Annotated in this window: 9 protein-coding genes; 1 reads left to right on the top strand and 8 read right to left on the bottom strand. The window is 42.6% G+C overall.

Annotated features, from left to right (window positions below; all coding sequences use genetic code 11):
* Positions 1–39: 39 nt before the first annotated feature.
* The 8 genes from KSW37_RS01420 to KSW37_RS01385 form a co-directional block, all read right to left on the bottom strand.
* Positions 40–846 (bottom strand): DUF5106 domain-containing protein, encoded by an 807-nt coding sequence (locus KSW37_RS01420; RefSeq protein WP_217313136.1) that lies wholly within the window; start codon positions 844–846, stop codon positions 40–42.
* A gap of 294 nt (positions 847–1,140) precedes the next feature.
* On the bottom strand, positions 1,141–3,024 hold the full coding sequence (locus KSW37_RS01415; protein WP_217313135.1) for a hypothetical protein: 1,884 nt from the start codon (positions 3,022–3,024) through the stop codon (positions 1,141–1,143).
* A 14-nt stretch (positions 3,025–3,038) separates the two neighbouring features.
* Entirely contained in the window at positions 3,039–4,928 is a 1,890-nt protein-coding gene (locus KSW37_RS01410) for a hypothetical protein (protein WP_217313134.1), read from the bottom strand.
* A 24-nt stretch (positions 4,929–4,952) separates the two neighbouring features.
* Positions 4,953–6,698, bottom strand: coding sequence for a hypothetical protein (locus KSW37_RS01405; protein ID WP_217313133.1), 1,746 nt, complete (start codon positions 6,696–6,698; stop codon positions 4,953–4,955).
* 34 nt (positions 6,699–6,732) lie between these two features.
* Entirely contained in the window at positions 6,733–7,848 is a 1,116-nt protein-coding gene (locus KSW37_RS01400; RefSeq protein ID WP_217313132.1) for a FimB/Mfa2 family fimbrial subunit, read from the bottom strand.
* Between the two features lie 340 nt (positions 7,849–8,188).
* Entirely contained in the window at positions 8,189–9,655 is a 1,467-nt protein-coding gene (locus KSW37_RS01395; protein ID WP_217313131.1) for an Mfa1 family fimbria major subunit, read from the bottom strand.
* 160 nt (positions 9,656–9,815) lie between these two features.
* A complete protein-coding gene (locus KSW37_RS01390) occupies positions 9,816–11,243 on the bottom strand; it encodes a DUF3868 domain-containing protein (RefSeq protein WP_217313130.1) in 1,428 nt (475 codons plus the stop codon).
* Positions 11,244–11,255: 12 nt separating this feature from the next.
* A complete protein-coding gene (locus tag KSW37_RS01385) occupies positions 11,256–11,840 on the bottom strand; it encodes a DUF3575 domain-containing protein (RefSeq protein WP_217313129.1) in 585 nt (194 codons plus the stop codon).
* A 487-nt stretch (positions 11,841–12,327) separates the two neighbouring features.
* Here KSW37_RS01385 and KSW37_RS01380 point away from each other — a divergent pair, with 487 nt between their 5' ends.
* The gene (locus KSW37_RS01380; RefSeq protein ID WP_217313128.1) at positions 12,328–13,335 is read left to right on the top strand and encodes a transcriptional regulator; all 1,008 of its coding nucleotides are present in this window, start codon (positions 12,328–12,330) and stop codon (positions 13,333–13,335) included.
* Positions 13,336–13,345: the final 10 nt, after the last annotated feature.

Below are 13,345 nucleotides of genomic sequence, written 5' to 3'. Positions count from 1 at the left end.
ATTCAATAACAGATGTCGCTTCTTTCGACCAGTCTAGTTTTACTTTCTGTTTTCAGTTCCCCGTAACGTTTCCATGAGCTGTTCAGGTGTACAGTCTTTTAATATCACCTTATTCTCTTTATCCAACAGGTAAATGGTTGGCATGGCTTTGAGCCCGTAAATCGTGCTCAAGCGGTTATCTGCTACGATGCGGAGCAGACTGAAGCCGGCTGGTATTGTCTGTTTGTCGAGCCATGCAGATATCTTGTGGCAGTTCTCGCAGTCAGGATCGTAGAAATATAAGATAACCTTCTTTTCCCGGTAATCGCTCAACTGATGAGGCTTACCGTCTTCCAGCATAAAACGGATGTTGGTAGCCTGTGTGCCAGGCAAGTTCTTTCTTGCCTGTTTCAGTTTAAATCCTATTCTTTCTTTCTCGGTTTCATCGAAGTATGGCGATTTAGCCATGTCTTCCAGAAACAGGGCATATACCCTGTCATTGCGCATGGGCGACTCAGGGTTCTCATAATAATGCTCGATGAGGCTTTCAAACTTCTCCTTAGATGGCTTCTGCTGGTAAGCTTTGGCTGTAAAGGCTGCAATACCCTTCTGGGCTATTTCCTGGTCGAAACGTGCCAGAATATCGATGAAGTTGACAAAGCCCTGTTCTGCCATCTCCTTGTTTGCCAGTTCCAGGGTATCGGAAAAGTTGAAGTTGTCCCAATAGTGCTCGCTCAGGTATGCAGCACGTTGCTCTACGCTGCGCAGACTGTCTGGCAGAGCAGGGTATGGGAAACTGTTCTGAGCCTTGGTTGGGGCTAAGGCTCCAACCAGCATGAAGAAACTGAGGAATATGAATCTTGCCATCATCTTTATATTGGAATTAATGATATTACTAACGGGTGCAAAATTACAAAATAAAATTGAAAGTGGCAAGGTTTTTAATATAAAAAAAGCCGCGGAACTATAGAAGGTGAGATCACCTCGGCAACTACAGTTCCAACGACCAGTCTAGTTTAATTTATTGGTTCCCGCATACTATTTGTATAGTAAATGATAATTATTTTATTACCTATTTCATTGATATTTAGGGGGCATTTATATTTTGAAACGATATGCGCCCCGATACAGATATATGAACTAAACTCTTCTAAGACTTACTTATTGATAGGTGAATTCAAACTTCTTGGCCTTTCCTTGGTTGAAGTTATCTGCCTTCAGCCAGAAGTATCCCTTGTCACCTTTTTGGGCATTCTTGCGTACATTCCTCAACTTAAAGGTATATGTATAGGTTCTTTTTCCCTTCTCCTCCAGAAGAGTTCCTGAATTCCTCTGGATTACTTCAGCCTTATAGGTAAACCAGCTGCCTGTTTTGCATTTGCCTTCCGTTTCGGCTCCAGTATCACCTATTTCTACCTTCCAGTCCTTTGGATTGATATCATTGGATGCGATTTTGAAATTCACAGGCATCAGTCCGTCAGGATAATCCTTAGGAATGGTGATGGTGAAATCTCCTTCGCTGTTCAATGTTGCACTTATATTATTGGCATTTTTGAAGTCATAATTAGCCTCACTCACACTATAGAGATGGATGTTTCTATTGAGTCCATGCACTGTGTCGGTGAGGTAGATGATGCCTTCTCGCCAGGTCTTGTCTATCTTGTCCAGCTTGTACTTAATGGTACCGGTACCGGTCTTTGATGCTTCGTCATAAGTATAGTCGGTAACCTTTGGGGCATCTGCAGTTGCGAATGACAGGTTCTCAGTCCATAAAGCCACGAAAGCCTTAGGCTGCTTGTTGGCTGCATCATCGCCCTTATAAGTGAACTGTACCATCTGCTCAGTATTTTCACCTGTATTTACAGTCTTATAAGTACCTCCGACGATAGCCAGTTCGTAATTTCCATCAGTAACGCCCGGTACAATCTGTTCTACTCTAATCCAAGGGTTGTTTGCCGGTGCACCTTTCAATGCTACCTCAGAATTATTAGAGCCATAACTCGTATCCAGCTTATCAATGATGATTTTATATTCATAATTACGCTTGATGGCGTATGGCTTATTCTGGCTGTCCTGTAAGTAAATCAGGTAATAGATGCCATCATGACATAAAATCACTTTAGCAGGATCTGTTGGCAGATTGTGCTCTTCGAAAGCACCTGTCGGGTTGAACATCTGACCAACATCACCTTTCAGTCTTCGGGTGTTGATGGCTGGGGTAACATAATTTACCTTCCATTCCCACTTATCATCTCCTGTAGTAGGGTTGAATAACAGACTGTCTCTGTTGAAGGGAGCCAGCGTTCCGTAAGCCACACCATTGATGACTGTCATTTTAAAGTCGTTTATTATATCAGGATGTGCTTTCTTTACCGCATCGCTCCAGTCTGCAGAAATCTTCGCTCTGTCTCTGATGAGATGAATGATATAATCTTTCTTTTTGGTATCTTGTTTCAGATACTCTTTCAGTTCTTCCGGAGAGTCTTTCTTGATATATCCCCAATAGCGAACCTTGGCAGCCTGGTCTTCACCATTTTCTGTTTCAAATGTAGTCATGAGCATATTCTCATGCATACCCACCCAATTTGCCTGGTTGCCCCAGTTGATGGTTTGGTATTGGCTTCCAGTGTTGGCAACCAGATGGATACGGGACGTTTGGTTTGGTATGGTTGCATAGAAATTATGTGGTTCTGTGCTTCCATTCGGATGAATGTCTCCATCATCATGAATTGTACCATTATTGTCTCTTGTGAATCCTTTGATTTCTTTAAATTCTGTAACCTTGCCGAAACCTATAAACTGACCTTCATTATCAAAGCAGAAGAGTTTCATGCTGTCTTTCGGAATTCCTTCATTCATGAACACGGTGCTTCGGGTTACCTGTTGTTCGAAGTTGGGGATGGATACATTGAAACTGGCTGTGTAGTAACCTTCTTCGGTTTCGTCTTTAGAAGGTTCGCTGTCGGCTATACTGTCAGAACAGCCTGTCAACATTGCTGTTAACAGGACTGCTATGATTCCGATATATAATTTTATTTCTTTCATGTCATTTACCTTCTTTACTTTTCACCTTGTTTCTCTATCAGTTCTATTTCTCCCGGAGTCAGGTCGTGGACGCAGCGAACGTAGGTACCGTTCTGCGGGTTGTTGCCGTTCCTCTCAGTCTTGTCTCCATCCAGCGTCCAATAGTATTCGCCTCTCAGCAGCTCTTTGCTTATCGCCTTATCTTCGTTGCCTAACTTGTAGATTCTGTTGATTTCTTCCTTTGTAGGAAGTCGCCAACCATTCAGCTTGAGACTTTCACCCTTATAAGTCGTAGCCTTTTCCTGATACTTTTTACAGTAATCTCTTGCTGCCTGATTATCCTCGACTATTGTTTCACCCTTTGCGGTTGATGCAAGGATGTAAGCAGGAGATACCGTATTGTCGGCAGACATATTCTCATTGTTGACTACAGGTTTGGCAATGGTGTAATCTGTAGCATACTTGTTGCTGGAGAACTGTATCGTGTACAGATGATTCTTCTCTTCAAAATTATTTGTACCTTCGCTTCTTACATTCATTGAATAGACCGAAGGATACTTTCTTACGGCTATTTCCTGTTTCTTGTCTGCATTTTTAACTTTGATGTTAAAATAGGAGTATTGAATAGTACAGTATGAAGGAGCTCCAGAATGTACGTCTATCCATCCTCTATAGCGATTTCCGGTAGACTCTTCGAATCTTGCATCGATCTGTTCATCCTGTCCGGACTTCTTGTTACCATATCTGTCAAAATAATAATTAGTTCGATCCGTAATTTCACATTCATAAGATGCAAACCAGCGCATGGTGCAATCTAGAAATTCATTGCTTTCACCACCTTTTATATCAATGGCAGTAGGAGATACCACCAGATAGCTTGCACCATCCGCATTGACGTGGGTATCTTCACCTACGGTCCATTTGGCAATCTGCCATTGCAGATAGTCTTCCTTTCCGTTGTAATCAATATCTGTCTTGGTATCCAGATATTTGATGACTGCATTGACGGTATAGATATAGTTGCGGTCTAACTTCTTTTCGCCTTGCGGATCACGGACAGGGATAACCAGTTCCTTGGTAATTTTTGTATTTGCATCCGTATTTTTTTCGAAAGTAACAGCTGTAACAAACTGTGGCATATCATCTTTCCCGTTCCATGTTGTGGAATAGCTGTAAGTTGTTACCTTATAGATATCATTACCCTTTTCGTCTTTCTCTGCTGTAGCCTTATTCTCTTGATTATCTTTTATGATATTCTGAGGAGCTGGTTGACCGGCAAAGATAGCTGTATTGGTATTGTAATTGATGAACTTCCACTTTACTTCTTTAATATGGTAATCCTTCACCGTAGAAGAGATGTTCAGCTTGATTTTGGCTGCCGCTCTCACCAGTTCTACCGGTATATTCTGTTCCGGATCTTGGGTGATGGTATACTTACCTTGGCTGCTCATCAGGAATTTCTTGTCGCTTACCATGGTAGCTGGCTTCCAGATGTCTTCATCCTGCTGGGTGCAGGCAAGGAGTTCTGCCAGATTCTTCCCCTTGAGATTATCCTTTGCATTGGCTACAGCATAGTAAGGATAAGCATTATCCACATCAAGATTGAGTGTCGATTTCCAGTTGCCAGAAGCCAGTTCCTCTGCTTTGTTCTCTGCAGGGGTGTCGAACTGACGGTCTATTCTGCGTTCGTTGGATGTTGGTTCGAACATCTTGAAGTCGAGAGATAACAGATTTTTCTCGTTAAGATTCTCTTCTTCCTTCACTCTTGTGGTCTGCAGGTCGTTGACCATGGGAGTCATGCTCAGCTGTTGTGCAGCCGAACCGTTTCCCAGTTCGTCTTCAGCTGAGCATCCTGCCATGAGCCATCCTGCCGTAAGAGCCAAGATGCATTTTGCGAATCTTATGTCTATATATAACTTCTTCATGATGAATGTTATTTTCTGTTGTCTTTATAATACTTGTTCAAAGTGAATATCCTTACCGGCGAATTTGCCCTTCTTGCATCCATTATATTTGAAACCTGGATTCAGGACAAACTTATCGTTTGGATATTTGGTCAGGAAAACCTGCGCCTTTACATTGTGTGGCTTTGCCAGATCCAGTCTGTTTTTCGGAACCACATAGAAGTAGAGCGTCTTCTTCTCACCACTTTCATTGATGATGAAATCATCTATATGATAAGTATATCCAATTATTTTTTTACCATCGTTTTGGTCTGTAATGATTGGATCGTAAACCGGTTCTTTTTCCTCATAATTGCCATTTTCATCGCATTGTACGAATCCGAACATCGGGTTGTCTGTCTGGAGAATCCAAGGTTTACCTTTGGTATCGATATTATTGAGCGTAATCTTCGGTCCGCGTTTAGGGAAACCGTAATATACCTTGTAGCCCCAGTCTGTCTTTCCGCTGTCAGGGATTTCAACATTCGTAGAGGCATCGATGAAATCGAATGTTCCTCCATCCTGCCATTCCTGGATAGTAGGAGTAACGGTGAGCTTGCCCATCTGTCCGTTGAGGAAATAACCGTAAACTACCAGTTCTCTGTTTCTGATGGCATTTCCAGCAGAAGGAATATTGAAGGTCTCGTGCTTCTCGGTTGTTCCGCCATCTAATGAATAGTAGATGGTGCCTTTGATGGCTTTGTTGGTCTCACGGAGATAACAGAGATCATGAGAACCAATGCCTGCCTGTTTAAAAGCATCCAGATATTCCTGGGCTGTCTGATTACTCTTTTTGATGAAACTCTTAGGATCCTCCACTGCCTTGATATCCTTGTTCTCTACACCTGCCAGTTTCAGAGCTGTTGATACGTAGGTTGTAGCCGAATTGTATTTGTTGCTGGTAACAACCTGGTTGTCATCATTTTCTTTGTATTCAGTCTCATCAGGGAAGATGTAGCTGGCAGTAGGGATGGTTTTGCCTTCTACCTCTATTCTTGTTACCTTTACCTGACTGGTATTGGCATCAGTACCCGATTTGCGGGCAAAGTAAAAATGGAGTTTCGAAACGGCGCGAACCAGAGGAATCTTGATGCCTTTGTCTTTGGCTCCTTCTTCTGTATCAGCCACATGGCTGTCTACAGAGATTTGAGTGATGGCACGGGAGATAGGGAGTCCCTTTCCGGCTGGCACTTCTTGGTTTTCTGCACTACCATCGCGATTGATACCGAAAGGTGAGGTAAAGCTGACTTCTTTCAGATCTTTGCGGGTAACAGAACTGAGGTCTTTGCCTTTCATCTGGTCCAGCATGTTGATGCTCTCAGAGTTTGCCAGGATGTAAAGGTCGATGTTCTTTACTTCTTCGCCGCCAATCTTTCTCAGAAATCGGAGGTTCAGGGTATAGTTACCATTCTTCACTTCGCTCAGCGTTTCTGCTTTATAGGAGATAGGAGTGGCTTCATCGCCGGTATTTGATTTGAACACCCACACCTTGATGTTGTGGATGTCGCTCTCCTGAGTAGGATTCGCATCAGTCTCATTGTCGGCAAGAACCTTTCCGCTAGTTTCTCCGGCTCTGGTACTGTTTCCGGTGCCGGTAGAGAAACTGAGGCTCAGATAGGCATTGTCGCCTAGAGCAGTTTCTGTATTTTCGTTCTCTGAACAGGATGCCATTGCGCCTATCATGAGCAAGGCAGCGAGTGCCATACACACTGGGCGTGTCATCTTGGTCAGAGTAGATTGATAGCGTTTCATATTTCCTTTCTTTTACTTATACTGATTTCTTTTCTTATTTTCCCAGGTCGGCATTCTGAAGATTCAGAACCCAGTTGTTTACCTTGATTCTTGCATCCATGCTGTAGGTAGAACTTGGAGCTGGCACGTAGAATACCAGAGTGTAATGGTCCTGACGGTCCAGATATTGCTGGTCGCTCCAGTCTTTGCCGTAGCGGTCGCTGGCACAGAGTGAGAGAAACCAAGGCAGGGAGTGGTTGAAGATGACTTTGTTGATGCGCTTGTCTGTGATGACGATGCGCTTGTCATCATATTGGCTGGATCCGTCGGCAGCGCGACTCTTGTTGTCATCTTTTGTTTCGAACATACGTGATGATGACAGGTCGTAAACCAGCGCCTTTTCTACGTCTTCGCCTTCTACCTCGGTCTTGCCGCTGTGGTTTTCTACCAGTTTCTTCTCATAAGGAAGATAGGTGATTGCCTTTGGCTTTACCTTGTCGCCCTTATAGTCGAGTAGGGCAGCGGAACCTTTGATTTCTACATCGAAGTTTTCGGCTGTGAATCCTTCCTGGTCGGGTTCGAATGGAAGCATCACCACGCGGTATGTTTTGGTACACTTCATCAGACTCAATTTTCCCTGCACATCGTTTTCTCCATCAAAGTTGAGGGAGTCCTGTGCGGTATAGAGTGCGGTGAAGTGCTTGTCGTTTACAGATTCTTCTTCGTTTTTTTTGCCCATTTCCTCTTGCAGGTCGTTGATGGTAGAGATACCTGGGGTAAGTTTAGTAAAGCTAAACTCGGTCTCATCATCACCTTCGGCTCTTGTTCCCATTGCGGCAGGCTGCTTGTCACGAGCCAGGCAGACGAAGGTATACTTGCCTGCTTGCAGGTCTGTGATTTCCATCTTATGACCTGTTTCAAACTTGTCAGCCGACTCGGTATAGTTATCTACGAACTTACCGTTCTTGTCGAATACATAAACGTTAAGGTTCTTCACCTCAGCAGAGAAAGCATCAGCCTCTTTCACATTATAAGTATAGTCGAATTTGAGCGACAACTTAGCTGTAGGGCAGCCTGTGATATCATCTTTCATGCATGATGAAAGAGTAGTGAGTGCGATGGCTGAGATGCAAACCAGCTTGCAACATTTGTTTTTGAGGAAATGTGCCATATTCTTTATCTTTTATAATCTTTTACTTTTACTTATTTTATATAGAGAGTGCCGTAGGTTGCGAATATCTTTGCTTTATCAGCTCTCTGTTTCGTTGCCTTCGGCATCGTTATTTTCTAAGGATGAAAAGTGCCAGCCTTTCGGGTTGGGGTATGACGGCACGTCTTTGTGTCTCCCGCCTTTTATACATGGGCGGCAATGTTAGTTATCTTTTAAGAATGTTTTCGTTGCTTTTTAGAAGGAACGTTTGATTGATAAACTCTCGGAGGAGGATTTCTCCCCCGAGAGTCTTGGTATATATATAAGTATTTATATTTTATCTGTCTGGTTTGACGGAATATTACTTCAACTCAACTGGCTGTTCGCTTACTACCCACTGATTAACGGTTACAGTGCACTGCATGTAGTAGTTAGGCTTCTTATCGTCTGGTGTAGGACCGTTTGGAACGTCTCTACCGAGGTCGTAAACTGCATTTACATTCATCTTGTAGATGCTGTTACGGAGGATTGAGTAAAGGCCAGTTGATGAGAACTTGTAAGATTGGTCATCCAAAGCTACGCGATAATACATCAAACCCTGCTCATATACATCGATGTTGTACTTCTGGCGGAATGTAGCCAATGTATTTTCGTCTTTCAGTTTGCCATTCTCGTCCTTGATTTCCTTAATAGCCTCTGCTGGTTCAACCTTAACATCTGTATCTTTGTTAACAAATGGATATTCTACAGAAGGGTCATTATAAATCTGGTTGAGAGAAGTATAGATCTTGCCATCATAACGATAGAATGTACCATCCTCGAAATCCTTATCTGATGTAGTGGTAAGGTTTGCCTTGTAGCAGAGATACAATGCTGTAGCATTATTAAGATTGGCTGTTGAATTCTCCAGGATATAGGTTGACTCAGCAGAACCAAAGTTAACCAAGCTACCATTGTTGTTGTACTTGTCACCATAAGTATCATAGTCAAGAACATAAGTACCTGCTGGAGCAGAGAATTTTTTGTACTCGCTATCCCACTTCTGCATTACGTTAGTCTTGGTGTTCAAGTTAGAAACGGCATAGTTCTGGTATGCAATGTTCTCAACCAAATCAAGATTCTTTGTTGCAGGAGCGTTATCGCCTTTACCTGTTGTAATCTCTGTTGCATTAGTTGCGTTAGGCGCATCGATACGGGCAGCAGCACGGTCCAAGTAGATATTCTCGCACTTAGCTGGGTTTGCGGCAGTCTTGTTAGCACTTGTGAATGTTACAGTAGCAGCATCGCCACCCAAATGACGCTGTGCATCATTCTGGTTGAACATTACGAAAGAACCAGCTTTAGCCAAGTTAAGACTGATGGAAGTTGGATTTTTTTTATCGATGGTGTATTCGCCAGTAAACTCTGCTGTAGTAGGTGTATTTGAAGTCTCTTCACCTGCAAGGAAATATACGTGATATGGGTGGTTCTCAGCAACACCATTTACTGAAACCTTGATAGCCTTTGTGATACCTTCGTTATTGTCCTTTGAAGTAGCCTTCTCCCAATCATCCTTTGTAATCCTCTTCTGGAAGACACAGGTGTTGCCATCATAAAGGTAGAATGTACCAGTTGTTACCTTAGCCTCATCGTCTGTTGCATTCTCTGGTGTACGATCTGTTTGGCTAGTTCTTGTACCATTAGCCTTTGGAGTCTGAACATTCAATGTGATGTAGAAACCATCAACATTCTGGCTGTTACCTGCCAAATCCTCACTGTCACTGCAGCTAGTGAATGACAAAGCTGCGGCTGAAACCAAGCTCATTACGAGCAAATTCATTTTTTTCATAATCTTTTTACTTAATACAAAAAAAGTTATACAATATATTTAATTAATTCTTATTCTCAAAATTAGGTTTCGCACATATTGGCACAATCCGCTGAAAACGGATCGTATTTAACATCATCTTTTAACTTATACTTATATAAATAGAAAGTAAATACTTACTTTAAAGCGACTGGTTTACCTTATCCAGGTTTTCCTGCGCCTCCTTCAAACCGCCGGCAACAGCTTTCTCAAAGTATTGCTTGGCTGTCTGATAGTCTTCCTTCATGGCAGCTAGACAACCGCGGGCATTGTTTGCCTCGGCGCTGTCGCCTGCTTTCAGGAGATATTTCTCTGCACTCACCTTGTCGCCACGTTCGATGGCTGCTGAGGCTGCATTGAGATTGGCAAGTTTATCTTCAGGGAACATTCTTACAGCGATGTCGAATACATTGTTGAATTCGTCGCTACCCTTAGGATAAGTCTGCGCTACCAGATACATCTCCTGGAGAGAGAGCTTCTGAGGACGGGTCTTGATAACCTCTTTAGCCTTTTCTACATTGAATGCCTGAACATCATATTCTATCGTATAATCGGTACGGCGAAGTGATGGCCATACATTCTGCAGGAGATGGTGATAAGCCTGAGGAGCCTTCTTGAGCAATGCTTTCTCTTTGGCATCTGGCTTCATGTTGCTGTTGATGATCTCAAGTGCAGCTTCCTTCTGAGGAATATCATTCTCTTTTACATACTTAATGGTTCCCGCCCAGTCTTCCGCTGTAGCTGTGGTCGCAAACAGTTTTGAAGAAATTGGATAGGTCTTCAGAATATGCTGCAAAAGCGCCTGTGTACGGTTAAGCGACAACTTGTTGTTGTTGGCATATCCGCCATCTGGTGATGCATAGCCGTGGAGGGTTATCTTGGTGATGGTAACATCCGAATCGTTCTTTACAAGGTCGAGCGTCTTGCGGATATTATCCAATTCTCTGGCATTGTTGCCCAAATCGTACAGGATATCCCATTTGTTCACCTTGAAGTTCAAACGGGCAGAACCATTCTCCTTTCTTGCCTTTACGGCTTCTGCCTTAGGCTGTACATAAGCGTTGAAGAGATTCTTCGGAGTAGCGAATGCACGTCCTTCCGGATTCAGAATACCTTCGTCGAGAAGTTGCTGGTTGCAGCCACAGGCATCATTGCTGATGGCGAAGTTTGAGTTCTTCATCCAGTCGCAGAACGGAGCGTCATATTCATAATGAAGCGTCTGTGCTGTCTTGTTCTTACGGAGTGCTACGATGAGTGGGTTTGCCGTAGCCGTTTTCTGGTTACGCTGATAGTAAATATATCTCTTTTTACCCATCACCTCAACGCTCGGCATGAAAAGTGTATCCTTTTCGTTGAGGATCATTGGGGTATAGATGAGACCATTGTTGCTGGCAAGCTGAATTTGGTCGAGATTCAAGTCCATAGCCACTTTCACCTGGTTGCCAACCTTTCTGATTGCCTTATTCTGGATTTTCAGATTCTTGTAAGCCTGCTGGGTATTATCGGCTGATATAGGAAGAGCGATAAGCAAGGCTCCGAACATACTACCTATTATATTATATGTATTCATGACAGATTCTTTTTAAAAAACATACACTAAGTTGAGGGCAGCTTTCGTCGGGCCCACATAGTTGTGTGCCTTGTCATCTTCAAGTTTATCTCCGCATTGTGCACAGTTAAACTTATCTGCCTTAGAGTAGATATAGCCTACGCCAAGTTCTGCTTCCAAATTCCAATGTTTCGAGAGAGCCCAAGCGTAGCCGTAAGCTACACCTGCACCGATAAACCATCCTTCATACCGATAGTCTTTCAGTTTAGAGAAATCAGTGCCCAGGAACTTGAAGTCAAGATCCATGCCACCGATGTTGTGAGATCCACCCAAGGCATGGAAGCCGATGAATGAACCCATCATTTTGTTACAGAACCAGTATCTGGCCTCTGGCTGAACGAGCCAGTGTTTCCATTTCTTGTTCTTTGAAAACGTCCAAGGATTGTAGTTTCCGGATACGTCAAGTGTCCATTTTGGGGAAAGACCGAATTCAACACCCAAGTTCATGGTTGTCGTTGCATCATACAGCAAGTTGGTCTTTACCGCTGCTTTCTGCGCTAGAGCAGGACAGATAAGACTGCCGAGTGCCACTAACGCAATTAAAATCCTTTTCTTCATATTCTTCATACCTCAATTAATTTTTATTGAAAAAATACATTGAATGATTTAGAATCACCTTTTACTTACTTATACTCTTTATTATAATAATTACCAATACCTGAAGTTACTGAGAACTCTTGTTTCCTGAAGTTTACTTTCAACTGCTTTCTTTTTCCTTTCAGTTTACTTTCAACTTACTTTTTAGCTCATCTGTATCTCAAATTTTTGGTTTACGGTTGCAAAAGTATAGTGAATATTTAAGACGACCAAACTTTTTAGCACTGAAAAATACTGAAAAATGCTCTTTTTAGCAAAATAGTACACTGATTTATGCTTAAAATCGTTAAAATTGCACGATTTTCTGATATTTGAACACGAATCTATGATATTATTTGTAATTTTGCAGCCGAAATCGATAATTCCCTAAAAAATGGCAATTTCCTAGAAAAAGAGCCGTTTGACTTACGAAAGTATCAGTAAGATTTAAGAAAATAACCAATACGAAATGAAACTGAAGAATGACATTGTAAATCTGATTGTGAGGGTTGAGCATCATTTATGCCCTCAATATTGTGGTGTGGTAGACCGCCGACGCATTATCGCCTTTCTACTTTTGACGATAAGCGAGCTGGTTATCATACCTTATCATATTATGCTCTTTCTGCTGGTGAAAGAACCTTATGGTTTAAGCCTCTGTGGCTTGCATACATTCGTGTTCTGCATCCTGCAGTTCCTGATCTGGAAACGGAAGATAGCTTTCGTGAAGGGTATCTCTTCTCTTTATCTTCTGATGTTCGCCAAACTGGCTCTTGATAGCGTATTTTGCATCAATTTCGGTTTTGCTAATGATAATTTGAGCGTTATCTGCAACCTGTTTGTCGTCTTTATCCTGGCTATTACAGCGTTGAGCCAAACCTTGTATAAGACTTGCACCATCATCACGGTGGGTATGATACCGATGTTGCTGATATACCTGTTCAGCACTCCGCTTATGCCAGCTCTGTTCAGTATGAAGACTGTTTTCCTGGGTTTCATGATGCTGGTTTATGTGGCAGTATATAATATGAGTATTGTAACCAAGGGATTGCGCCAGCCGAAACGGATGGCTCGGGTTGAAAACAAGGCGTTGAATATGCTTGCCGATTTGAAGGATAATGAACTGGAAGCAGCAGAAAGCCTGATGAAGCGGCTGACTCCTGATGTCCGGGAGAAGATTATTACCCATGCTTCTGAACATCTGTTTAATGAAGAATTGGATAGAGTGGCGTGGGATCAGGTTTGTGATGGTCTTACGTTCAGCGAAAAAGAAATATGCAAGCTGATTCTCCAGGGGCGGACTTTAAAGGAAATTTGTGCAAAACTCAATAAGAGTGAATCAAATATCACCAGCCAGCGTTGCCATATTCGCAAAAAGTTGAATATGGACCGTCGTGATGATTTAAGGAGAACCTTGGAAGTAAGGTTCTATGATGCGCAGAAACAAGTAAAAAAGTCAGGAGCCGAGAGCTCCTGACTTTTATGGA

Origin of the sequence: Segatella copri, assembly GCF_019127135.1 — a bacterium.
Lineage (GTDB): Bacteria > Bacteroidota > Bacteroidia > Bacteroidales > Bacteroidaceae > Prevotella.
The sequence above is the reverse complement of the archived record's forward strand: the minus strand, read 5'-3'. Positions and strand labels throughout refer to the sequence as shown.